Consider the following 21,771-nt stretch of genomic DNA (forward strand, 5'->3'; position numbering starts at 1 on the left):
GAGCGAGCTTGCTCGCGAATCAGGTGTGTCAGGGGCGCATCAGCTGAGTGACACGCCGCCTTCGCGAGCAAGCCCGCTCCCACATAAGCCCAGCTCCACAGTAGGTATAACGCTATGCCTCAGGGCTTACGGGTCTCATGCATCCGCGCCAACTGACGCTCCAGCATCGACGGATACGGCTCCATCAACCGCTCCACACAACTGGCCCCTTCAGGGCTGGCAATCGGGCGGATACGTGCGCGTTGGCGGATCAGCGTGTCTTCGCTGATCTTGCGCTCCACCAGCAGGAGGTTACGGCTGTGCTGGGACAAGGCCAGAGCATCCTGGGCGATTTCGGTCAGCAGCAGGTCGATCTGGCTGATGCCAAACAGGTCGTCACCCACGGTTAGACCCAGCTGCAGTTGCAGGGTAATGCCGCTGTCGGCTACTTCGATCTGCAGGGCATGGCCCAGGGCGCGCAACAGCTCGCCGCAGCAGATGGCATTGGTCAGGTAGTCCTCGCCGCTGTCTTCGCTGTGGAACAGCATCAGCGTGCTGCCATCGTTCAGGGTGTGCAGTTCGCTCTGGTAGAGCGAAGCGGCCTGGTCGAGGCAGTCACGGTAGCGTTCGAGCAGTTCGGTCAGGCGGGCGCGGGGCAGGCGGCGCAGTTGCTCCTGGGCACCCAGTTGCACGGCGAGTACAGCACTGTGCTGTGGCTCGGCGTTCTTGACCGCAACCGGTTTGGGCGCAGCGACTGGGGCGGCTGCCGAGGTGTCGCGCAGGTCGGCGAACGGGTCTTCGTCGTCCAGCTCGTCTTCCTCGGCCTTGATCACATGGCGCGGCGCAGGCTTGAGGCCGGCCACCGGGGCGCTTTCGTCGAAGCCTGGGTCGCGCAGGTCGCGCACTTCAAACTCAGGCTCGTCGTTGTAGTCCTCGGTGTCGTCGTACTCAGGCTCGGGCTCGACTTCAGGCGCTTTCGGCTCCGGGGCAAAGCTGGTGTGGAGCTGGCGCGCGAGGTCGCCGATTTCGTCCTGGCGATCGGTGGCCGGAGTGTGTTCGTCGATATCCCGCAGCCAGATGCGCAGTTGCATCAACGGCGTGGAGATATGCCGGCCCAGGCGCAGGCTCAAGGCCAGGGCCAAGGCCAGCAGGATCGCGCTCAGGATGCCCATGCTTTGCAGGCTGATGGTCATCGGCTGCTGGAACTGTTGCATATCAAGGCTGATACGCAGTTGGCCGGCCTTCACGTCCTGGAACGTGATATTGCTCTGATACAGGCCTTCGGCCTCACCGAGCAGGCCGTTTTTCGGGCGCTGCCCGGCCTCGGCCATGATCCGGTTGTCCACGCTATAGATGGCGGCGTGGGCCACCAGCGGGTTCTTGGTCAGGTTGTTGAGCAATACGTTGAGGCTGAGGATGTCGTTGGACACCAGCAACTCAGTCGCCGAAGTGGCAGTCTGGGTTGTCAGGCTCGCGCCCAGGGCGTCAGCTTGCTCGTGCATGGCCTGCTTGAACTGCAAACCCATCACGCAGGCGTAGATCACCAGGGCCAGAGCGACCAGGATCACGTTATGGCTGGCGATGCGCAATGCAATCGGTACACGGCGATGGCGCAGTGCCCGGAAGATCAGCAGGAAGAAGTTATCGGTTTTTACTGGCGTGGGCCGGTTCACTTGCGCTCGGCTCTTGGTCCGTGAAGTTGACGCGCAGTATAGCGACAGGCCCCTGGCCGGCAAAGCGCTGCCTGTGCCCGATGGTCACTGAAAGTGGGTAGAATGCGGTTTTTTTCCAGCCTGGGGGTGCGCTTTGCGCGAAATTGTCCTGATCAACATCACGGGTGAAGACCGACCGGGTCTCACCGCAGCCATTACCGGCGTCCTGGCCCAGGGTGGTGTGAACATTCTCGACATCGGCCAGGCAGTGATCCACGACACCTTGTCGTTCGGCATCCTGGTGGAGATCCCCAGTACCGAACAGGCCTCCTCGGTACTCAAGGACATCCTGTTTACGGCGTATAAGCTTGATCAACAGGTACGTTTCACCCCGGTGTCCGAAGCTGACTACCAGCACTGGGTCGAAGGCCAGGGTAAAAAGCGCCATATCGTCACCCTGTTGACCCGCAAGGTAACGGCTGAGCAGCTGCAGCGCGTCAGTTCGATCACCGCGCAATACGGATTGAATATCGACCATATTGACCGTCTGTCGGGTCGCATGCCATTGGACACCCCGGCTGACAAAGGCAAGGGCTGCATCGAGTTCTCCGTGCGCGGTGAACCGGCTGACGCGCAAGCGCTGCGCGCCGACTTCCTGAGCGTGGCCCAGGAACTGAATGTCGATATCGCCTTCCAGGAAGACTCCCTGTTCCGTCGCAACCGCCGCTTGGCGGTGTTCGACATGGACTCCACCTTGATCGAAGCCGAAGTCATCGACGAGCTGGCCAAGGCGGCCGGTGTGGGCGAGCAAGTTTCTGAGATTACTGAGCGCGCGATGGCCGGCGAGCTGGATTTTCGTGCCAGCTTCAAGGAGCGTCTGGCGCTGCTCAAAGGCTTGGACGTGGGCGTGCTGGACTCGATCGGCGCGTCGCTGCGCCTGACTGAAGGCGCCGAAACCCTGTTCGCCGAACTCAAGCGACTGGGCTACAAGACCGCCATCCTGTCCGGCGGCTTCACGTACTTCGCCAAGCAGTTGCAGGCCAAGCTGGGCATTGACTATGTATTCGCCAACGAGCTGGAAGTGGTGGATGGCAAAGTGACTGGCGTCGCGGTGGAGCCGATTGTCGACGCCCAGCGCAAGGCCGACCTGCTCAAGGAATTGGCCCATAAGGAAGGCTTGCGTCTGGAGCAGACCATTGCGGTCGGCGACGGCGCCAATGACTTGCCGATGCTGGCGATTGCCGGGTTGGGCGTGGCGTTCCGTGCCAAACCGTTGGTCAAGCAGTCGGCCAAGCAGGCGATTTCGACACTGGGGCTGGATGGCGTGCTGTATCTGCTGGGCTTGCGTGACCGCGACGGTCAGCTATAAGCCGATCTCACTGTCACTGATCATTCCCACGCTCCGCGTGGGAACGCCTCCAGTGACGCTCTGCGTCACGCTTTGGGCGCAGAGCGCCTCGGGCTGCATTCCCACGCGGAGCGTGGGAACGATCAATCTCACCAGCAATGTCAGGCTTTAGCTGCGGCGATACCCTGGCCCATCTGCACCGGCGTACCCGCTGCCAGTTCTTCAGCCCACTTCACCTGGTCCGGCCCGAACAGCACGATGGCAGTGGAGCCCAGTTTGAAACGACCCAGTTCCGCACCCTTCTCCAGATGAATCGGCGCGCGGGCCGCTTCGTCGTAGCGGAAGGTTTTCAGCTCGCGTTTCGGCGGCGTTACCAAACCGGCCCACACGGTTTCAATCGACGCAACGATCATCGCACCTACCAACACCACGGCCATCGGGCCGCGTTCGGTGTCGAACAAGCAGACAACGCGCTCGTTACGGGCGAACAGTTCCGGCACGTTTTCGGCGGTGGTCTGGTTGACCGAGAAAATCCGCCCTGGCACATACACCATCTCGCGCAGGGTACCGGCCAGTGGCATGTGCACCCGGTGGTAGTCCTTGGGCGACAGGTAAATTGTCGCGAACTCGCCGCCCATGAACGGCGCAGCCATTGCCGCATCGCCACCGAGCAGTTCCAGCACGCTGAAGCTGTGGCCCTTGGCCTGGAAGATACGGCCATGTTCGATCGGGCCTAGCTGGCTGACCGCGCCATCGGCGGGGCTCAGGACTGCGCCAGGGGTTGGATCCAACGGGCGGGCGCCGTCTTTCAACGCACGGGTGAAGAAGGCGTTGAAGTGCTCGTAGGCGGTCAGGTCTTCCACCAGGGCCTGGGACATGTCCACCTGGTAGCGCTTGGCGAACCAGGCAGTGAAGGCGTTCTTGAACCAGCGCACGCGGCACTCGGCGATACAACCGGCCAGGCGCGACAGCAAGTGGTGCGGCAGCAAGTACTGGCTGAGGATAAACAACTGCTTTTTCATAACTGTCCTTAAACCTTAAATCTCAACGGGGGTGTCGGGGTGATTGCCCCATTCGCCCCAGGAACCGGCATAACCTTTGACTCGCGGATAACCGAGCGCCTTGGCCACCAGGTAGGTGAAGCCAGAGCGGTGGTGAGTCTGGCAGTGGGTGATGATTTCTTTGTCTTTGGTCAGCCCGAGGTCTTCGAGGATTTGCGGCATGTCACGGCGGATACGCAGGTTGCGCGCCTTGTCCATGCCGGCAGTCCATTCGAAGTTCACCGCGCCGGGAATGTGGCCGCCCTTGGCTGCGAGCACTTTCTCGCCGGAATACTCCAGCGGGCCACGAGCGTCCCAGATCCCCAGGTCGGCCGCGCCGAGACGGCTTTGCAGGTATTCACGGGTGGCGGTAGGGCCGTCGTGCAGCGTAAGGCTGACCGGGCCGCCGGCTGCTGCGGGCACATCGGTGGAAAGCGGGTGCCCTTCCTCCAGCCAAGCCAGCAGGCCGCCGTCGAGGTAGTGATATTTCTGGTGGCCGATCACGTCGAGCATCCAGATAAAACGCCCGGCCCAACCGCCGCCTTCGTCGTCGTAGACCACATAGGTGGCGTCCGGGGTGTGGCCCAGTTCGCCGAACAGTTTTTCCAGGTCGGCCTTGCTTGGTAGCAGGCCGGGTGCCGGTGGCTGTCCCAGTTGGGTGCGCTTGGGGTCAACGAAATGCGCGCCGGGGATATGCCCTTCGGCGTAGCGGGCGACACTGGTGAGGTCTACCAGTATCAAGTGCTTGGAATCGAGGCGACCCAACAGGTCGGCGGATTCGATCACCAGCGGCAAGCCAGAGAAGTCAGGCATGTGAGGTCTCCTGGGCACAAATGTTGGCGATAAAGGCCGGTGATTGTAGCGCAAGCATCAGGCGCTGCGGTTGGTAAAGCTGTGCAGGGCTTTCTCGATGCATTGGGCGGTTTTGCCGAACGCTTGCACGGTGGTTTCCGAGAACGGCCCGCCGCCCTGGTCCGCCACGATCAGCATGACCACACGGCCGTTGCAGCTCAGTGAGCGCAGTAGCAGATGCTCGCCAATAAACAGACGACGCAGGATCGGTGGCAGCAATGCGGAAAACTGCGCATGGTTGTCGGGGTTCAGGCGTACCTGGGCGGACTTTTCCAGCAGGCGTTGCAGCAGTGTGCTGTTCACCACATCCAGACTTAGGTGAGCCGCGTCCTTGGGCAGGCCGTCGGCCTGGTGTACACGCAAGGTGCTCAAGGCGCGATCTGCCATGAATATCAGTACCCGCTGCATGCCACTGGCGACCAGGGCTTCCTTGGCGCAAGTGGTCAGGTGCATGGCGTTGGCAAAGCGGCTCGGCTCCACCAGCAACTCGGTGCAGCGCGTGCGCCACACGGCCAAGGCTTCGGCCGTGGGCGGTGGTGCAGGCAGCAAGCCGCGATGGACTTTCTGCACATGCCACGGCCATATCAGCGATAGCGCCGGGTGCCAGAGGTCGGGCATCAAGGTGGTACGCGCGCTGGTCACCGCTTGCTGGTGGGCTTGCTGTTGCACATCGCTCAATGGCGTTTGCAGGTACAGCGCCGTCAGGTATTGCCAGCGCTCTGTGTGCGGGCAGGTCCAGGATTCCTGGGCCGACATCGCCAGGCCATTGGCCAGCAACACGGTATTGGCCGGCTGGTTCAGCCAGCGTCGCAGGTTGGGCTCGGCATCGAGCAATTGCTGGTGACGCAGGGCATCGTCTTGACGGGCAATGTGCAGCGCCTTGACCAGCAGGCGTTGCTCGGCCAACAGCAACTTGTAGCCCTGTGAAACCCAGATCGGCAGGTGCCAGGCTTCGGTCAGGCCCAGGCACAGGTCGAGCAAGCGCACGCCGAACAGCTGTTGCTCGACCTGGCGTGCCGATTGGCCTTTATGGATCACCCGCAACTCCCACTCTTCCAAAAGCTTGGGGTAGGCGACGGCCATCGGCCACAGTGGCGACAAAAACAGCAGGCTGCCCCAGTGGATGTCCTGCCACAACCGCGCCAGGCGACTGCCGAACAAACCGTTAGCTTGCTGGGATGCGTGCTGGCTGATCAGCAACAGCTGACGCAAGGCTACGGGGATTTCCTGGGCGGGTACCGAAGGCAGGCGCGCCAACAGCTCTTCGGCACGTTTGAGGCCAAGACGGTTAAGTGCGACTTCAAGGTTTTCCGCAGGTTCGGCCAGGCTGCCGTGGGCTTGGCTGTTGGCTTCGCGCATCACACTCAGCACCAGGGCCGGACTGTTTTGCATCAACTCAGCAATATCTCGCAATGAACTGCGGCTATCGCGAATAGCTTTGCACACGCGTTCATGGCTGGCCTGGGGCACGGGCAGCAGCACGTCGTCCAGGCACTTGATCCAAGCGGCGAGGGTAGTGGGGCGGTTTGTTGGGGTTGTCGTTTCAATTGCCATGATTGGGGCGCGATCATCACTTGCGTTCAACACGCCCGGAACGGGCCGAATTGGCTTTTCGCCTTAACGGGCTATAGTCTGGCGCAGTTTTGCCGATAAGTAGAACAAGAGTTTTCTGCTGCACCCAATATGTCCATGAACCCGACGGCGCAAGTACCCCTCTCCTATGGCTAAAATTATCGGCATCATTGTCGTCATCGCAAGTGTGCTCGGAGGGTACGTCCTCTCCCACGGTAAAATCGCCGCACTGATCCAGCCTTTCGAAGTGCTGATTATCGGCGGTGCCGCGTTCGGCGCATTTTTGCAGGCCAACCCAGGCTATATGACCATGCACGTGGTCAAGAAGTCCCTGGGCATGTTCAGCTCGCGCTTCTCCCACACGTTTTATCTGGAAGTGCTGGGGCTGATCTACGAGATCCTCAACAAAAGCCGCCGCGAAGGCATGATGGCGATCGAAGGCGATATCGAAGACGCCGCGGCCAGCCCGATTTTTGCCAAGTACCCGGCCGTGCTCAAAGACGAGCGCATGACCGCGTATATCTGTGATTACCTGCGCATCATGTCCTCCGGCAACATGGCGCCCCACGAGCTGGAAGGCCTGTTCGACATGGAGTTGTTCAGCCTCAAGGAAGAGCTGGAGCATCCTTCCCACGCCGTGACCGGCATCGCCGACGGCATGCCCGGTTTCGGTATTGTCGCGGCGGTACTGGGTATCGTGGTGACCATGGCGTCCCTGGGCGAAGGCGATCAGGCGGCCATCGGCATGCACGTAGGTGCGGCGCTGGTGGGGACCTTCTTCGGTATTCTCGCCGCCTATGGTTTCTTCGGGCCGCTCGCCACCTCCCTGGCCCACGATGCCAAGGAAGAAATCAACCTCTACGAAGCGATCAAGGCGTGCCTGGTGGCATCGGCCTCGGGCATGCCGCCGTCGCTGGCTGTGGAGTTCGGGCGCAAGGTGCTGTACCCGAAACATCGCCCAAGCTTCTCCGAGCTGGAACAAGCGGTTCGCGGTCGCTAAGCCATGGAAAACAACCAGCCGATCATCATCAAGCGCGTCAAGCGCTTCGCTGCGGGGCACCATGGCGGCGCCTGGAAAATTGCCTTCGCCGACTTTGCCACGGCGATGATGGCGTTCTTCCTGGTGTTGTGGCTGATGTCCACCGCTACGCCAGAACAGAAAATCGCCATCGCCGGCTACTTCAAAGACCCGATTGGCTTTTCGGAAAGCGGTACGCCGTTTGTCATTGACCTGGGCGGCTCGCCGGAACTGGCGCCCGAGCGCACCATCAACCCGGAAGTGCAAACTGAATCGCCTCAGGAAAAAATCCCGATCGAGCGCGACACTGTCGAATCCATGGCCGAGCAGGTCGAACAGGAGCGACTGGAACTGTTGCTGCAGGAATTGCAGAACAAGGTTGAAGAAAACCCACAGTTGCTGAAGTTCAAGGACCAGATTTCCTTCGAGATCACCCCCGAGGGGCTGCGCATCCAGATTACCGATGCCGCCAACCGGCCGATGTTCGACTCGGGCAGTGCGCGCTTGAAGCCGTACTTTGAAGACATCCTGCTGGCCATGGCTGACACCATCAAGGCGGTGCCCAACAAGATCAGCATCAGCGGGCACACCGACGCCAAGCCCTACGCGGGCCAGGGTGATTTCGGCAACTGGGAACTCTCGGCCAACCGCGCCAATGCTGCCCGGCGTGCGCTAGTGGCCGGCAGCTACCCGGACCCGCAAGTGGCGCGGGTGGTGGGCTTTGCCTCCTCGCAGCTGTTTGATCCCAAAGACCCGTACAACCCAGTCAACCGCCGTATCGACATCGTGGTGCTGACCAAAAAAGCCCAGCGTGCGATTGAGGGCGATCAACCACCGCTACCGGCACCGACCCAGGGCGACGGTGCGCCAGGCGAAGTGCCGGCCGACCCGAACGCGCTGCCTCCGGAGCAGGAACCGCTGCCAGCCCATGAGCTGCGCCAGAAGCTGAACCTGTTTGATGACGGGGGCGTCAAGGATCCTACGGCGCCTGCACCGGGGTCGTAAGCTCCAGATACAACAAGGCCGCGATGATCGCGGCCTTGTTGTATCTCGCTGAGTGGCTCAATAACTGCTCTCAGGCAAGCTCGCAATAATCGACCGATAGCTGTTCATCCGCTGCTGCTGCACGCGCCCATCTTCCAGTGCCTTGAGCAACGCACAACCCGGCTCGCGGTCGTGTTTGCAGTCGCGGAAGCGGCAGGTGCCGATCAGGTCGTTGAACTCGATGAAGCCCGCTTCCACATCGCTGCGGCTGACGTGGCCCAAGCCGAATTCACGGATACCCGGTGAGTCGATCAACTCGCCGCCGCCCGGGAAGTGGAACAACCGCGCGGTGGTGGTGGTGTGGGTGCCCTGGCCGGACAGTTCCGACAGCGGGCCCACGCGGGTTTCGACTTCCGGCAACAGGCTGTTGACCAGCGACGACTTGCCCACGCCTGACTGGCCGACGAACACGCTGATCCGCCCGTCCAACTGCTGTTGCAGCTGTTCCATGCCGTTGCCGTGGTGAGCCGACACTTCCAGCACCGGGTAGCCCAGGGTGCGATAGACCGCCAGCAGCGCATTGAGCGCCGGGGCGTTCTGCTCGTCGATCAGGTCGAATTTGTTCAGCAGCAGCAACGGGCGGATGCCAGCATGCTCGGCCGCGACCAGGTAACGGTCGATCAGGTTGGCATGGGGCTCGGGCAGCGGCGCGAACACGATCACGATCATGTCGACGTTGGCCGCCACCGGCTTGAGCTGCCCACGGCTGTCGGGGCGGCGCAGCTCGGTACTGCGCGGCAACTGGGCGACGATGACGCCGATGCCCTGGTTGCCGGCACGCCACACCACCTTGTCGCCGGTGACCAGCGCGGGCAGGTTGGCGCGCAAGTGGCAACGGAACACCTGGCCCGCGAGTTCGCCTTCGAGCGCCTCGACTTCGACCTGCACACCAAAGTGCGCGATCACCAAGCCGGTTTGTTCGGGCCCCAGGTCGCCGCCCTCGAGCGCTTCCACGGCGGAGGATTCACGTTTGGCGGCGCGGGCGGCGCGTTCACCTTGAATCTTTTCGATGCGCCAGTTTTGGCGACGGTTGAGCTGGCGTTTGGCCATTGGTGTTCCGTGTCGATAATGCAAAAGTTGGGTAAAACGGTCGCGAGTCTAGCACGCCCCCGCCTGCTAAACTGCCCGGCTACGCCAAGGTGCCAAGAGAATCAAGCCATGCAAAACCCACAGAACCTGATTTGGATCGATCTGGAAATGACCGGTCTGAACCCCGACACCGACGTCATCATCGAGATGGCGACCATTGTCACCGACAGCAACCTCAACACCTTGGCCGAAGGCCCGGTGATCGCCATCCACCACAGCGACGCCGTACTCGCCACCATGGACGAGTGGAACACCCGCACCCATGGTAACTCCGGGCTGACCCAGCGCGTGCGCGACAGCCGCATCAGCATGGCCGAAGCCGAGGCCGAAACCATCGCCTTCCTGGAAAAATGGGTGCCCAAGGGCAAATCGCCGATCTGCGGCAACAGCATCTGCCAGGACCGTCGCTTCCTTTATACGCACATGAAGGGGCTGGAAAGTTACTTCCACTACCGCAACCTGGACGTGTCGACCTTGAAGGAACTGGCTGCGCGTTGGGCGCCGGAAGTCAAAGACAGCTTCCATAAAGGCAGCACGCACCTGGCGCTGGATGATATTCGCGAGTCGATTGCCGAGTTGCAGCATTACCGCAAGCATTTCATCAAGGCTTGATTCTGCGGCGCCAGTGAGTGCGCTATCGCAGGCGACGCGGTTTATCGCCAAGCGCCCCCTTTTGGTGCCCTCGGCAAATGATTAGACTGCCGGCCTCTCTGTCAGGATCGCCATCATGTTGCTGATGCTCTACCTCGTCGCCATCACCGCCGAAGCCATGACTGGCGCCCTGTCCGCGGGTCGGCGTGGCATGGACTGGTTTGGCGTGGTACTGATCGCTTGCGTGACAGCCCTGGGCGGCGGTTCGGTGCGCGATGTGTTGCTCGGCCACTACCCGCTGACCTGGGTCAAACACCCGGAATACTTGGTGCTGACCTCTGTTGCGGCGCTGGTGACGATCTTTATCGCACCGCTGATGCGCCACCTGCGCTCGCTGTTCCTGGCGCTGGATGCGGTGGGGTTGGTGGCCTTCACCCTGATCGGCTGCATGACCGCCCTGGAAATGGGCCACGGCATGTTGGTGGCGTCGGTCAGCGGAGTCATCACCGGGGTATTCGGCGGCATCCTGCGGGATATCTTCTGTAACGACATCCCGCTGATCTTCCGCCGCGAGCTGTATGCCAGCGTGTCGTTCCTGGCTGCCTGGTTCTACTTGCTGTGCCTGTACCTGGAGCTGCCCAGCGAGCAAGCGATTCTGCTGACGCTGTTCAGTGGCTTCCTGTTACGCCTGCTGGCGATCCGGTTTCACTGGGAAATGCCCAAGTTCGTCTACAACGACGATGTGCACTAGCGCGCAGCGTGTTGCTCCAGCGCCCATTCCACGTGTTCGCGTACCAACTCCGACGGGTAGTCCCGCCGCGCCTTCAAGGCTTCCAGCACTGGAATGCTGGAGGGCGCATTACCCAGGCCCACCGCCAGGTTGCGTAACCAGCGCTCGTAACCGGCGCGGCGCAGGGGCGAGCCCTCGGTGCTGCTGAGGAATTTATCCTCGTCCCACATAAACAATTCGGCCAGTTCTGCGTTATCCAGATTGTGCCGTGGCTTGAAATCGCTTTCGGCGGTAGGTCGAGCGAAACGATTCCACGGGCAAACGATCTGACAGTCATCGCAGCCAAATACCCGGTTACCAATCAGTGGGCGCAGATCTTCGGGGATGGCACTCTTGAGTTCGATGGTCAGGTACGAAATGCAGCGTCGCGCGTCCAGCACGTAAGGGCCAACGAAGGCGTTGGTGGGGCAGATGTCCAGGCACGCCGTGCAGCGGCCGCAGTGTTCTGTGGCGTGGGGTGGGTCTACCGGCAACGGTAGATCGACAAACAGTTCGCTCAGGAAGAAATAACTGCCGGCCTTGCGGTTGAGAACCAGGGTGTTTTTACCGATCCAGCCCAGGCCCGCTTGCTCGGCAATGGCTTTTTCCAGGACGGGCGCGCTGTCGACGAAGGCGCGAAAGCCGAACGGCCCGATCTGCGCCTGGATGCGGTCGGCCAGTTGCTGCACGCGCTTGCGGATCAGCTTGTGGTAATCGCGGCCCAGGGCGTAGCGCGAGATGTAGGCTTTTTCCGGCTGGCCGAGCAGTTGCGCCATCTGGGTGTCGCCGGGCAGGTAGTCCATGCGCAGTGACACCACGCGCAAGGTACCGGGCACCAGCTCGTCCGGGTGGGAGCGTTTGCTGCCGTGGGCGCCCATGTACTCCATCTCGCCGTGGTAACCCGCGTCGAGCCAGCGTTGAAGGTGCTGTTCATGCTCAGCCAGGTCGAGGCCGCTGATGCCCACTTGTTGAAAGCCCAGCTCGCGACCCCAGTCTTTGATCGATTGGGCGAGAGCGGGCAGATCGGAGGTAATAGCAGGCATGAGACACGGGAAACCACAGGTTAGATGCGTATAATTCTGCCAGACATCGGAGCTTGAAGACGCATGCCTCAGACAAAACACCCAATTACCGACGTGCAGCTGTTGTTGCCCGGCCATTTGCCGCAACTTGCTGCGCGTTCCCCGGACGCCCATAAGGGCCAGTTCGGCCACCTGCTGGTCATCGGTGGTGACCGTGGCGTTGGCGGCGCGGCGTTGCTGAGCAGCGAAAGTGCCTTGCGCAGCGGCGCCGGCATGGTCTCGCTGGCGACGCGGCCGGAACACGTGCCGGCCGCTCTGGCTCGGCTGCCGGAGGTCATGGCCGTCGGCGTGAGCTCGGCTAACCAGTTGATGGGCCTGCTGGAAAAAATCTCGGTGATCGTCATTGGCCCAGGCCTGGGCGATGACGCCTGGGGCAAGAGCCTGTTGTCGGTCGCGGCCAATGCCAGCGTGCCGCAGGTGTGGGATGCCGACGCGCTCAATCAACTGGCCACTGGCAGCGTCGAGCTGCCGGCCAACTGTGTGATTACCCCTCATCCGGGCGAAGCTGCGCGTTTGTTGGGGCTATCGACAGCCGAGGTTCAGGCAGATCGCCGTAAGGTGGCGCGCGCGTTGAGTCAGAAATTCAATGCAGTGGCTATCCTCAAGGGTGCTGGCAGTTTGATTGCCAGCCCGGATGGACGGCTTGCCCGTTGTGATCAAGGCCACCCGGCAATGGCGGCGGCGGGGCTCGGTGATGTCTTGGCCGGCCTGGTCGGGGCACTATTGGCTCAGGGTATGCCCGCGTACGAAGCGAGCTGCCTGGCCGTGTGGTTGCACGCGACCGCCGGAGACCGCCAGGGTAGTTTTGGTCGCGGCTTGGCTGCCAGCGACCTGATCCCCGCCATTCGTCAATTGCTGGAGGAGCAGTCGCCGTGCCTGAAGTAATTCTTTTCCTGGCAGATGAAGAGGCCATGGTCGCGTTGGGCCAGCGTATTTCGCAGGTCACGCAAGGGGCCGGGTTGATCTTTCTCGAGGGTGATCTGGGCGCAGGCAAAACCACACTGTCCCGGGGGATTATTCGCGGCCTGGGCCATACCGGCGCGGTAAAAAGCCCGACCTTCACGTTGGTCGAGCCCTACGAAATCGGCGACGTGCGTGCTTTCCACTTCGACCTCTATCGCCTGGTCGATCCTGAAGAGTTGGAGTTCATGGGCATCCGTGATTACTTCGACGATGATGCGCTGTGCCTGATCGAGTGGCCAAATAAAGGCACAGGCTTTTTGCCAAAGCCGGACCTGACCATTACCATTACGCCGCATGAGCACGGACGTCAGCTGAAGTTGTTGCCCCAGAGCCCACGCGCTGAGTCGTGGTGTGCTGCTCTGGCATTGGAATTCAAATAATTGGTGGGGTTAGGTATGCGCTTTCGCGCGTTGGTTGCTGTCGTGGGGGTGTTGCTTGCGGCAATGACTGTCAATGCTCTGGCTGCTTCACAGGTGAAAAGTGTTCGCCTGTGGCGAGCGCCGGATAACACGCGACTGGTGTTCGACCTGTCTGGCCCGGTCCAGCACAGCGTCTTTACCTTGACGGCGCCTGATCGCCTGGTGATCGACATCAACGGTGCCAGCTTGGCCGCGCCGCTGAAAGTCTCTACCGCCAACACGCCCATCACCGCCATGCGCTCGGCCCAGCGTACGCCGACCGACCTGCGTGTGGTCATCGACCTGAAAAAGGCCGTGACCCCCAAAAGCTTCTCCCTGGCCCCCAACGCCCAGTACGGCAACCGCCTGGTGGTCGACCTGTTCGACAACCCCGCCGACGCCGCACCGCCGCCTGCGCCAACGCCGAGCGTGGCGACGGTGCCTGCGGTGCCGGTCAACCCTTCGCAACCCCAGGTCAAGCTGCCACCGCCGCCGCCTGCACCGGCAGGCAAGCGCGACATTATCGTGGTGATCGATGCCGGCCACGGTGGCGAAGACCCGGGGGCTTCCGGCTCACGCGGCCAGCATGAGAAAGACGTGGTGCTTGCCATCGCGCGTGAACTGCAGCGCCAGGTCAACGGCATGAAAGGCTACCGCGCCGAGCTGACCCGTACCGGTGACTACTTCATTCCGTTGCGTGGCCGTACCGAAATTGCCCGTAAGAAGGGCGCTGACCTGTTCGTGTCCATTCACGCCGACGCCGCGCCTTCAACCGCTGCCTTTGGCGCCTCGGTATTTGCCCTGTCGGATCGCGGCGCTACCTCCGAGACTGCGCGCTGGCTGGCCGACAGTGAAAACCGTTCCGACTTGATCGGCGGGGCCGGCAACGTGTCCCTTGATGACAAGGACAAGATGCTCGCAGGCGTACTGCTCGACCTGTCGATGACCGCCTCGCTGACCTCCAGCCTCAACGTGGGCCAGAAAGTCCTGAGCAATATCGGCCGCGTGACCTCGCTGCACAAGCAGCGCGTAGAACAAGCCGGGTTCATGGTGTTGAAATCGCCGGATATCCCGTCGATCCTGGTGGAAACCGGGTTTATCTCCAACGCCAACGAAGCGTCGAAACTGGCCAGCGCCAGCCACCAGCAAGCGCTGGCGCGCTCGATCAGCGCCGGCGTGCGCCAGTTCTTCCAGCAGAACCCGCCGCCGGGCACCTACATCGCCTGGCTGCGTGACTCCGGCAAAATCGCCCAGGGCCCGCGTGACCATCGTGTGCAACCCGGTGATACCGTTGCCATGCTGGCGGTCCGTTTCCAGGTCACGCCTGCAGCCTTGCGCAGCGCCAATAACCTGAAAACCGACGAGTTGAAGATCGGCCAGGTGTTGACCATCCCCGGCACCTCATTGGCGGCGCAGTGATGAGCGAATCCACCTTGAACAGCGGCTCGCGCATTGAATTGCTCAGCCCGCGCCTTGCCAACCAGATCGCTGCGGGTGAGGTGGTTGAGCGCCCGGCGTCGGTAATCAAGGAGTTGCTGGAAAACAGCATCGACTCCGGCGCCAAACGCATTGATGTCGATGTGGAGCAGGGCGGCGTCAAGCTGCTGCGGGTACGTGACGATGGCAGTGGCATCTCTTCGGATGACCTGCCCCTGGCCCTGGCCCGTCACGCCACCAGCAAAATCCGCGACCTGGAAGACCTGGAGCGGGTCATGAGCCTGGGCTTTCGTGGTGAGGCCCTGGCCTCCATCAGCTCCGTGGCCCGCCTGACCCTGACCTCCCGCACCCGCAGCGCCGAGCAGGCCTGGCAGGTGGAAACCGAAGGCCGCGACATGGCGCCTCGGGTCCAGCCTGCGGCGCATCCGGTGGGCACCTCGGTGGAAGTGCGCGACCTGTTCTTCAATACCCCGGCGCGGCGCAAATTCCTAAAGGCCGAGAAAACCGAATTCGATCACCTGCAAGAAGTCATCAAGCGCCTGGCCCTGGCCCGTTTCGACGTGGCCTTTCACCTGCGCCACAATGGCAAGACCATCCTCAGCCTGCACGAAGCCAACGACGACGCCGCGCGTGCTCGGCGGGTGGCAGCGGTGTGTGGCAGCGGGTTCCTGGAACAGGCGCTGCCGATTGAGATCGAGCGCAATGGCTTGAGGTTGTGGGGCTGGGTCGGGTTGCCGACGTTCTCCCGCAGCCAGGCCGACTTGCAGTATTTTTTTGTGAACGGCCGGGCGGTCCGCGACAAACTGGTGGCCCATGCGGTACGCCAGGCTTATCGCGATGTGCTGTTCAACGGGCGACACCCGACCTTTGTACTGTTCTTTGAGGTTGACCCTTCGGTGGTCGACGTCAATGTGCACCCGACCAAGCATGAGGTGCGCTTCCGTGACGGGCGCATGGTGCATGACTTCCTGTATGGCACGCTGCACCGTGCCCTGGGTGATGTGCGCCCGGATGATCAATTGTCGGCGCCGATCGTCACCGCGGTGGTGCGCCCGAGCGGTCCCGAGGCCGGTGAGTTCGGGCCGCAAGGTGAAATGAGCCTGGCGGCCAACCTGCTGCAATCGCCGCAGGCGCAGCCAGCCTACACGGCGCCGAATTCGGGTGCCGGTGCGGGTTATCAGTATCAGTACACGCCACGTCCGCAATCGACGGTGCCGGTGGCCGAGGCCCAGGCGGCGTACCGTGAGTTTTTCGCGCCGTTGCCGGGTGCCGAGCCGGGTGCTGCTGTGGCGTTGCCCGAAGGCGGCGGTGATATTCCGCCGCTGGGCTATGCCCTGGCGCAGCTCAAAGGCATTTATATCCTCGCCGAAAACGCCCATGGCCTGGTGCTGGTGGACATGCACGCTGCCCATGAACGGATCATGTACGAGCGCCTGAAGATCGCCATGGCCAGCGAAGGCCTCAGCGGCCAGCCGCTGCTGGTGCCCGAATCCCTGGCGGTGAGCCAGCGTGAAGCCGACTGCGCAGAAGAACATCACAGTGTGTTCCAGAAGCTGGGCTTCGAACTGCAACGCCTGGGCCCGGAAACCCTGGCGATCCGCCAGATTCCCGCGCTGCTCAAGCAGGCCGAGGCCAACCGCCTGGTGGCCGACGTACTGGCAGACCTGATGGAGTACGGCACCAGTGACCGTATCCAGGCGCATATCAACGAATTGCTCGGCACCATGGCCTGCCACGGCGCCATCCGCGCCAACCGCCGCCTGGCCCTGCCGGAAATGAACGGCCTGCTGCGCGACATGGAAAACACCGAGCGCAGCGGCCAATGCAACCATGGCCGACCGACCTGGACCCAGATGGGCCTGGATGATCTGGACAAACTGTTCTTGCGCGGCCGCTGATGAGTGCCTTGCCCCCCGCCATTTTCCTGATGGGCCCCACGGCCGCCGGCAAGACCGACCTGGCCATCGAGCTGACCAAGGTGCTGCCCTGCGAATTGATCAGCGTCGACTCTGCCCTGGTTTACCGGGACATGGATATCGGTACGGCCAAGCCGTCGAAGGCGCTGTTGGCCCAGTATCCGCACAAGTTGATCGACATCATCGATCCGGCGCAGAGCTATTCGGCGGCGGATTTTCGCACCGACGCCCTGGCGGCCATGGCCGAGATCACCGCGCGCGGCAATATCCCGCTGCTGGTGGGCGGCACCATGCTCTACTACAAGGCGTTGCAGGAAGGCCTGGCCGATATGCCGCCTGCCGATACCCAGGTGCGCGCCGAACTTGAAGAAGAGGCTGCGCGCCTTGGCTGGCAGGCCCTTCATGACCAGTTGGCGGCGGTAGATCCGGTGTCTGCGGCACGTATTCACCCCAATGACCCCCAGCGGCTCACACGCGCCCTGGAAGTCTGGCGCGTCAGTGGCCAGACCATGACTGAACATCGGCTGAAACAAAGTGCGCAAAGTACTGATGCAGGCGCATCTGGACAGTCACAATTGCCCTATACTGTGGCGAATCTGGCCATCGCTCCGGCAGATCGCCAGGTGCTGCATGAACGAATTGCACAAAGATTCACAATTATGTTGGAACAGGGGTTTGTGGACGAGGTCGTAGCACTGCGTTCAAGAGGTGACCTGCATGCAGGGCTGCCTTCGATACGTGCTGTAGGCTACCGCCAAGTCTGGGATCATCTGGATGGCAAGCTGACGTCAGCCGAAATGCAGGAGCGCGGCATCATCGCCACGCGCCAGTTGGCGAAGCGCCAGTTCACCTGGCTGCGCAGCTGGAGCGATTTGCACTGGTTGGACAGCCTGGACAGCGACAATCTGTCACGCGCCTTGAAATACTTGGGAACGGTCTCCATATTGAGCTGAGTCCTTGCAATTGCCGTCTATCCTTGGGGGTGTGACGGCCATAAGCTATCTATTTTCCGATTTTTTATTATTGATCCTTAAAGGAGTGCGGCACATGTCAAAAGGGCATTCGCTACAAGACCCTTACTTGAATACTTTACGTAAAGAGAAAGTTGGGGTTTCCATCTATCTGGTCAACGGCATCAAGCTGCAAGGTACGATCGAGTCGTTCGACCAATTCGTTATCCTGCTGAAAAACACCGTCAGCCAGATGGTTTACAAGCACGCTATCTCGACAGTCGTTCCAGTTCGTCCAATCCGTCTGCCTAGCGCAGCAGGTGATGAACAGGGTGACGCTGAGCCAGGTAACGCCTGATAGGAGTCTCCTTTGTTCTTTGAGCGCCACGGTGGTGGTGAGCGAGTAATCCTCGTTCACTTGGATGGACAGGACCCTGAGGCGCGCGAAGATCCGCAGGAGTTTCAGGAGTTGGCAAATTCGGCCGGCGCCGAGACCGTTGCGTTTTTTAACGTACCGCGTCATCGGCCAACCGCCAAATACCTGATTGGCAGCGGCAAGGTCGAGGAACTGCGCGACCTGGTTCATGCCGAAGAAGCCGATCTGGTGATCTTCAATCACACCCTCACGCCCAGTCAGGAACGTAACCTCGAACGTGTTTTCGAGTGTCGCGTGATCGACCGTACCGGCCTGATTCTCGACATTTTCGCCCAGCGCGCCCGTACCCATGAAGGCAAGCTCCAGGTCGAACTGGCCCAGCTTGATCACATGAGCACCCGCCTGGTTCGCGGCTGGACTCACCTTGAGCGTCAGGGTGGCGGTATCGGCATGCGTGGCCCGGGTGAAACCCAGTTGGAAACCGACCGGCGTCTGCTGCGGGTTCGCCTGCGCCAGATCAAGGGCCGCCTGGAAAAAGTGCGCAGCCAGCGCGAGCAGTCGCGACGTGGCCGTTCCCGTGCGGATATCCCTACGGTGTCGTTGGTGGGCTACACCAACGCCGGCAAATCCACGCTGTTCAATAACGTGACCAAGTCGGATGTGTACGCGGCCGACCAACTGTTCGCCACCCTCGATCCGACCCTGCGGCGTCTGGACATCGACGACCTGGGGCCGATTGTGCTGGCCGATACCGTGGGTTTCATTCGTCACCTGCCCCACAAGCTCGTCGAGGCATTTCGGTCTACGCTCGAAGAGTCGAGCAATTCCGACCTGCTGTTGCACGTGATCGATGCGGCCGAACCGGATCGCATGTTGCAGATTGAACAGGTCATGGTGGTGCTGGGCGAGATTGGTGCCCAGGACTTGCCGATCCTCGAGGTCTATAACAAACTCGATTTGCTTGAAGGCGTTGAGCCACAGATCCAGCGCGACGAGAACGGCAAGCCCCAGCGGGTCTGGTTGTCGGCGCGAGATGGCAGTGGCTTGGAGTTGCTGGAACAAGCCATTGCCGAATTGCTCGGCAGCGATTTGTTCGTCGGCACCTTGCGCTTGCCGCAGCGTTTTGCTCGACTGCGTGCACAGTTTTTCGAGTTGGGCGCGGTACAGAAAGAAGAACACGACGAAGAAGGTGTCAGCTTGCTGGCCGTTCGATTGCCACGCTCGGAACTCAATCGGCTGGTCAGCCGAGAGGGTGTTGTACCGGCAGAGTTTATCGAACAACACACTTTGCAATAAAAGCCTGAGAAAGCGGTTGTGCCGCAGTAGCAGGCATTCTGTAGCATTGGTCGGCGCGCCGTGGGCGCGTCTTTGCTTTATCAGATGGAGAGCGCTATGGCTTGGAATGAGCCGGGTGGCAACTCGAATAATCAGGATCCTTGGGGTGGTAAGCGCCGCAATAACGGCGACCGCAAGGGGCCACCGGATCTCGACGAGGCCTTCCGAAAGCTGCAGGAAAGCCTGAATGGGTTGTTCGGTGGTGGAAAAAAACGTGGTGGTGACGACGGCGGTCGCACAAGCAAGGGCGGTGGCTATGGCCTGCTGGGCCTGGGTCTTGTCGTGCTCGCGGCCGTATGGCTGTACAGCGCGGTCTACGTGGTGGACGAGCAGGAGCAAGCCGTGGTGCTGCGCTTCGGCAAGTACTACGAGACTGTCGGGCCAGGCCTGAACATCTATTTCCCGCCGATCGACAAGAAGTACATGGAGAACGTGACGCGTGAGCGTGCGTACACCAAGCAGGGCCAGATGCTGACCGAAGACGAGAACATCGTCGAAGTGCCGCTGACCGTGCAGTACAAGATCAGCAACCTGCAGGACTTCGTGCTGAACGTTGATCAGCCGGAAATCAGTCTGCAACACGCAACCGAAAGTGCCCTGCGCCACGTGGTGGGTTCCACCGCCATGGACCAGGTGCTGACCGAAGGTCGTGAATTGATGGCCAGCGAAATCAAGGAGCGCCTGCAACGGTTCCTCGATACCTATCGCACTGGTATTACCGTCACTCAGGTGAACGTACAGAGCGCAGCGGCACCGCGTGAAGTGCAGGAAGCCTTTGACGACGTGATCCGTGCCCGTGAAGACGAGCAGCGTTCGCGCAACCAGGCTGAAACCTACGCCAACGGCGTTGTGCCGGAAGCCCGTGGTCAGGCCCAGCGCATCCTTGAAGATGCCAACGGTTACCGCGATGAAGTGGTCTCCCGCGCCAAGGGTGAGGCAGATCGTTTCACCAAGCTGGTCGCCGAGTACCGCAAGGCTCCTGAAGTGACCCGCGAGCGTCTGTACCTGGACACCATGCAGGAAGTCTTCAGCAACACCAGCAAGGTTCTCGTGACCGGCAGCAAAGGTGGGCAGAACAACCTGCTGTACCTGCCGCTGGACAAGATGATCGAAGGTGGTCGTAGCGGCGCCAGTGCACCGTCCACCGGTTCGAATGCCGCTGCCAATGAAGCGAGCGCCCGTGCGGCCGCTGACTTGCTGCAACAGCAAACACGTACCAGGGAGAGCCGTTGATGAGCAATAAATCGCTGACCGCCCTGATTGTGGGCGTCGTCGTGGTCATCGCTGCCTGGAACTGCTTCTACATCGTCGCTCAGACCGAGCGTGCGGTGCTGCTGCAATTCGGTCGCGTGGTCCAGGCGGATGTCCAGCCGGGCCTGCATGTGAAAGTCCCCTACGTCAACCAGGTGCGCAAGTTCGACGCCCGCCTGATGACCCTGGATGCACCGACACAGCGCTTCCTGACCCTGGAAAAGAAAGCCGTGATGGTTGACGCCTACGCCAAGTGGCGCGTCAAGGATGCCGAGCGCTTCTACACCGCGACTTCCGGCCTCAAGCAGATTGCCGACGAGCGTTTGTCCCGTCGTCTGGAATCGGGCCTGCGTGACCAGTTTGGTAAGCGCACCCTGCACGAGGTGGTATCCGGTGAGCGTGATGCGTTGATGGCTGACATCACCCGTTCGCTGAACACCATGGCGGAAAAAGAGCTGGGTATTGAAGTGGTCGACGTTCGCGTCAAGGCCATTGACCTGCCCAAGGAAGTGAACCGCAGCGTGTTCGAGCGTATGAGCACCGAGCGTGAGCGTGAAGCGCGTGAGCACCGCGCCAAGGGTAACGAGTTGGCTGAAGGTATCCGTGCCGATGCCGACCGTCAGCGTCGTGTACTGCTGGCAGAAGCCTATCGTGAGTCTGAAGAGGCTCGTGGTGACGGTGATGCTCAAGCCGCGGCGATCTACGCCAAGGCCTATGGCCAGGATCAGGAGTTCTACGCGTTCTACCGTAGCCTGCGTGCCTACCGTGAAAGCTTCGCGAACAAAACCGACGTACTGGTGCTGGACCCAAGCAGCGACTTCTTCCGCTACCTGGAAAAGTCCAAGTAACCAGCCCGTGATTCTGTAAGGCGCACTCCGTCGGGCGGCTAAAATGCCTGGCGGGGTGATCCTTTCAGAAAACGGGTGTATGATGCGGCAGCCGGGAAATTCCCGGCTTTTTTGCGTCTGCATGTTTGATTCGGCAGGCGTGACAGGTTTTTCGAGGAAAGTGCCCGACGAGGCCGTTTGCAGGCCGTTCGTCACGTTGCTCTTGCGCGTGGTTTATGCAAGGGGCGGGTATTTTCTGCTTCACTCAAGGCTCGGCCGAGG

Annotated in this window: 20 protein-coding genes; 14 read left to right on the forward strand and 6 right to left on the reverse strand. The window is 61.4% G+C overall.

Going from position 1 to position 21,771, the window contains the following annotated elements; translation table 11 throughout:
• Nucleotides 1-119 precede the first annotated feature (119 nt).
• On the reverse strand, nucleotides 120-1,652 hold the full coding sequence (locus AC07S6_RS14015; protein WP_014716655.1) for a HAMP domain-containing protein: 1,533 nt from the start codon (nucleotides 1,650-1,652) through the stop codon (nucleotides 120-122).
• A 133-nt stretch (nucleotides 1,653-1,785) separates the two neighbouring features.
• On the opposite strand from AC07S6_RS14015, the gene serB reads away from it, so the two are divergent.
• Nucleotides 1,786-3,000 carry a phosphoserine phosphatase SerB gene (serB, locus tag AC07S6_RS14020; protein ID WP_003188034.1) on the forward strand — a complete coding sequence of 405 codons (1,215 nt, stop codon included), beginning with the start codon at nucleotides 1,786-1,788 and terminating at the stop codon, nucleotides 2,998-3,000.
• Between the two features lie 140 nt (nucleotides 3,001-3,140).
• Here serB and asd read toward each other — a convergent pair whose 3' ends face one another.
• From asd to AC07S6_RS14035, 3 genes are read right to left on the reverse strand one after another with little or no spacing between them, the layout of a single operon-like run.
• Complete coding sequence (gene asd, locus AC07S6_RS14025; protein WP_020301635.1) at nucleotides 3,141-4,001, reverse strand: archaetidylserine decarboxylase; 861 nt, start codon at nucleotides 3,999-4,001, stop codon at nucleotides 3,141-3,143.
• Nucleotides 4,002-4,016: 15 nt separating this feature from the next.
• Complete coding sequence (locus AC07S6_RS14030) at nucleotides 4,017-4,832, reverse strand: rhodanese-like domain-containing protein (RefSeq protein ID WP_323557735.1); 816 nt, start codon at nucleotides 4,830-4,832, stop codon at nucleotides 4,017-4,019.
• A 57-nt stretch (nucleotides 4,833-4,889) separates the two neighbouring features.
• Nucleotides 4,890-6,425: an HDOD domain-containing protein gene (locus AC07S6_RS14035; RefSeq protein ID WP_130175227.1), complete on the reverse strand. Its 1,536-nt coding sequence runs from the start codon at nucleotides 6,423-6,425 to the stop codon at nucleotides 4,890-4,892.
• A gap of 166 nt (nucleotides 6,426-6,591) precedes the next feature.
• Between AC07S6_RS14035 and motA the strand changes: the two genes are divergently transcribed.
• Both motA and motB read left to right on the forward strand, forming a co-directional pair.
• On the forward strand, nucleotides 6,592-7,443 hold the full coding sequence (gene motA, locus AC07S6_RS14040) for a flagellar motor stator protein MotA (RefSeq protein ID WP_003188041.1): 852 nt from the start codon (nucleotides 6,592-6,594) through the stop codon (nucleotides 7,441-7,443).
• Between the two features lie 3 nt (nucleotides 7,444-7,446).
• On the forward strand, nucleotides 7,447-8,466 hold the full coding sequence (motB, locus tag AC07S6_RS14045) for a flagellar motor protein MotB (protein ID WP_014716660.1): 1,020 nt from the start codon (nucleotides 7,447-7,449) through the stop codon (nucleotides 8,464-8,466).
• A gap of 57 nt (nucleotides 8,467-8,523) precedes the next feature.
• Here motB and rsgA read toward each other — a convergent pair whose 3' ends face one another.
• Nucleotides 8,524-9,555, reverse strand: a complete 1,032-nt coding sequence (rsgA, locus tag AC07S6_RS14050; protein WP_003188044.1) for a small ribosomal subunit biogenesis GTPase RsgA — start codon at nucleotides 9,553-9,555, stop codon at nucleotides 8,524-8,526.
• Nucleotides 9,556-9,663: 108 nt separating this feature from the next.
• On the opposite strand from rsgA, the gene orn reads away from it, so the two are divergent.
• Both orn and AC07S6_RS14060 read left to right on the forward strand, forming a co-directional pair.
• Nucleotides 9,664-10,206, forward strand: coding sequence for an oligoribonuclease (gene orn / locus AC07S6_RS14055; RefSeq protein ID WP_003171343.1), 543 nt, complete (start codon nucleotides 9,664-9,666; stop codon nucleotides 10,204-10,206).
• A 112-nt stretch (nucleotides 10,207-10,318) separates the two neighbouring features.
• Nucleotides 10,319-10,936 (forward strand): trimeric intracellular cation channel family protein, encoded by a 618-nt coding sequence (locus AC07S6_RS14060; RefSeq protein WP_169913170.1) that lies wholly within the window; start codon nucleotides 10,319-10,321, stop codon nucleotides 10,934-10,936.
• Here the strand turns inward: AC07S6_RS14060 and queG are convergent.
• Complete coding sequence (queG, locus tag AC07S6_RS14065; protein ID WP_038448633.1) at nucleotides 10,933-11,997, reverse strand: tRNA epoxyqueuosine(34) reductase QueG; 1,065 nt, start codon at nucleotides 11,995-11,997, stop codon at nucleotides 10,933-10,935. The two genes, AC07S6_RS14060 and queG, sit on opposite strands and share 4 nt — an antisense overlap.
• 63 nt (nucleotides 11,998-12,060) lie before the next feature.
• On the opposite strand from queG, the gene AC07S6_RS14070 reads away from it, so the two are divergent.
• The 9 genes from AC07S6_RS14070 to hflC all read left to right on the forward strand — a co-directional run bounded on the left by AC07S6_RS14070 (nucleotide 12,061) and on the right by hflC (nucleotide 21,510).
• On the forward strand, nucleotides 12,061-12,921 hold the full coding sequence (locus AC07S6_RS14070) for an NAD(P)H-hydrate dehydratase (protein WP_054918859.1): 861 nt from the start codon (nucleotides 12,061-12,063) through the stop codon (nucleotides 12,919-12,921).
• Nucleotides 12,909-13,379, forward strand: a complete 471-nt coding sequence (tsaE, locus tag AC07S6_RS14075; RefSeq protein ID WP_014716665.1) for a tRNA (adenosine(37)-N6)-threonylcarbamoyltransferase complex ATPase subunit type 1 TsaE — start codon at nucleotides 12,909-12,911, stop codon at nucleotides 13,377-13,379. Before AC07S6_RS14070 ends, tsaE begins: the two co-directional genes overlap by 13 nt.
• 15 nt (nucleotides 13,380-13,394) lie before the next feature.
• Entirely contained in the window at nucleotides 13,395-14,816 is a 1,422-nt protein-coding gene (locus AC07S6_RS14080) for an N-acetylmuramoyl-L-alanine amidase (protein WP_003188054.1), read from the forward strand.
• Nucleotides 14,816-16,732 carry a DNA mismatch repair endonuclease MutL gene (gene mutL, locus AC07S6_RS14085; RefSeq protein WP_032893843.1) on the forward strand — a complete coding sequence of 639 codons (1,917 nt, stop codon included), beginning with the start codon at nucleotides 14,816-14,818 and terminating at the stop codon, nucleotides 16,730-16,732. The genes AC07S6_RS14080 and mutL overlap by 1 nt, the downstream gene beginning before the upstream one ends.
• A complete protein-coding gene (gene miaA, locus AC07S6_RS14090) occupies nucleotides 16,732-17,703 on the forward strand; it encodes a tRNA (adenosine(37)-N6)-dimethylallyltransferase MiaA (RefSeq protein ID WP_032904044.1) in 972 nt (323 codons plus the stop codon). The genes mutL and miaA overlap by 1 nt, the downstream gene beginning before the upstream one ends.
• A gap of 94 nt (nucleotides 17,704-17,797) precedes the next feature.
• Nucleotides 17,798-18,058 carry an RNA chaperone Hfq gene (gene hfq / locus AC07S6_RS14095; RefSeq protein WP_003188059.1) on the forward strand — a complete coding sequence of 87 codons (261 nt, stop codon included), beginning with the start codon at nucleotides 17,798-17,800 and terminating at the stop codon, nucleotides 18,056-18,058.
• A gap of 12 nt (nucleotides 18,059-18,070) precedes the next feature.
• Complete coding sequence (gene hflX / locus AC07S6_RS14100) at nucleotides 18,071-19,372, forward strand: ribosome rescue GTPase HflX (protein WP_003188061.1); 1,302 nt, start codon at nucleotides 18,071-18,073, stop codon at nucleotides 19,370-19,372.
• Nucleotides 19,373-19,468: 96 nt separating this feature from the next.
• Nucleotides 19,469-20,644 carry an FtsH protease activity modulator HflK gene (hflK, locus tag AC07S6_RS14105; protein WP_003188062.1) on the forward strand — a complete coding sequence of 392 codons (1,176 nt, stop codon included), beginning with the start codon at nucleotides 19,469-19,471 and terminating at the stop codon, nucleotides 20,642-20,644.
• Nucleotides 20,644-21,510, forward strand: coding sequence for a protease modulator HflC (hflC, locus tag AC07S6_RS14110; protein ID WP_003188064.1), 867 nt, complete (start codon nucleotides 20,644-20,646; stop codon nucleotides 21,508-21,510). Before hflK ends, hflC begins: the two co-directional genes overlap by 1 nt.
• Nucleotides 21,511-21,771 lie beyond the last annotated feature (261 nt).

The organism is Pseudomonas sp. GW821-FHT07B01 (genome assembly GCF_059419065.1).

Coding starts and splice junctions, on each gene's coding strand:
- mutL (WP_032893843.1), top strand. CDS start 14,816: ATGAGCGAATCCACCTTGAACAGCGGCTCGCGCATTGAATTGCTCAGC.
- hflK (WP_003188062.1), top strand. CDS start 19,469: ATGGCTTGGAATGAGCCGGGTGGCAACTCGAATAATCAGGATCCTTGG.
- rsgA (WP_003188044.1), bottom strand. CDS start 9,555: ATGGCCAAACGCCAGCTCAACCGTCGCCAAAACTGGCGCATCGAAAAG.
- AC07S6_RS14035 (WP_130175227.1), bottom strand. CDS start 6,425: ATGGCAATTGAAACGACAACCCCAACAAACCGCCCCACTACCCTCGCC.
- miaA (WP_032904044.1), top strand. CDS start 16,732: ATGAGTGCCTTGCCCCCCGCCATTTTCCTGATGGGCCCCACGGCCGCC.
- queG (WP_038448633.1), bottom strand. CDS start 11,997: ATGCCTGCTATTACCTCCGATCTGCCCGCTCTCGCCCAATCGATCAAA.
- AC07S6_RS14070 (WP_054918859.1), top strand. CDS start 12,061: ATGCCTCAGACAAAACACCCAATTACCGACGTGCAGCTGTTGTTGCCC.
- AC07S6_RS14080 (WP_003188054.1), top strand. CDS start 13,395: ATGCGCTTTCGCGCGTTGGTTGCTGTCGTGGGGGTGTTGCTTGCGGCA.
- motA (WP_003188041.1), top strand. CDS start 6,592: ATGGCTAAAATTATCGGCATCATTGTCGTCATCGCAAGTGTGCTCGGA.
- AC07S6_RS14030 (WP_323557735.1), bottom strand. CDS start 4,832: ATGCCTGACTTCTCTGGCTTGCCGCTGGTGATCGAATCCGCCGACCTG.
- orn (WP_003171343.1), top strand. CDS start 9,664: ATGCAAAACCCACAGAACCTGATTTGGATCGATCTGGAAATGACCGGT.
- motB (WP_014716660.1), top strand. CDS start 7,447: ATGGAAAACAACCAGCCGATCATCATCAAGCGCGTCAAGCGCTTCGCT.
- asd (WP_020301635.1), bottom strand. CDS start 4,001: ATGAAAAAGCAGTTGTTTATCCTCAGCCAGTACTTGCTGCCGCACCAC.
- hfq (WP_003188059.1), top strand. CDS start 17,798: ATGTCAAAAGGGCATTCGCTACAAGACCCTTACTTGAATACTTTACGT.
- hflC (WP_003188064.1), top strand. CDS start 20,644: ATGAGCAATAAATCGCTGACCGCCCTGATTGTGGGCGTCGTCGTGGTC.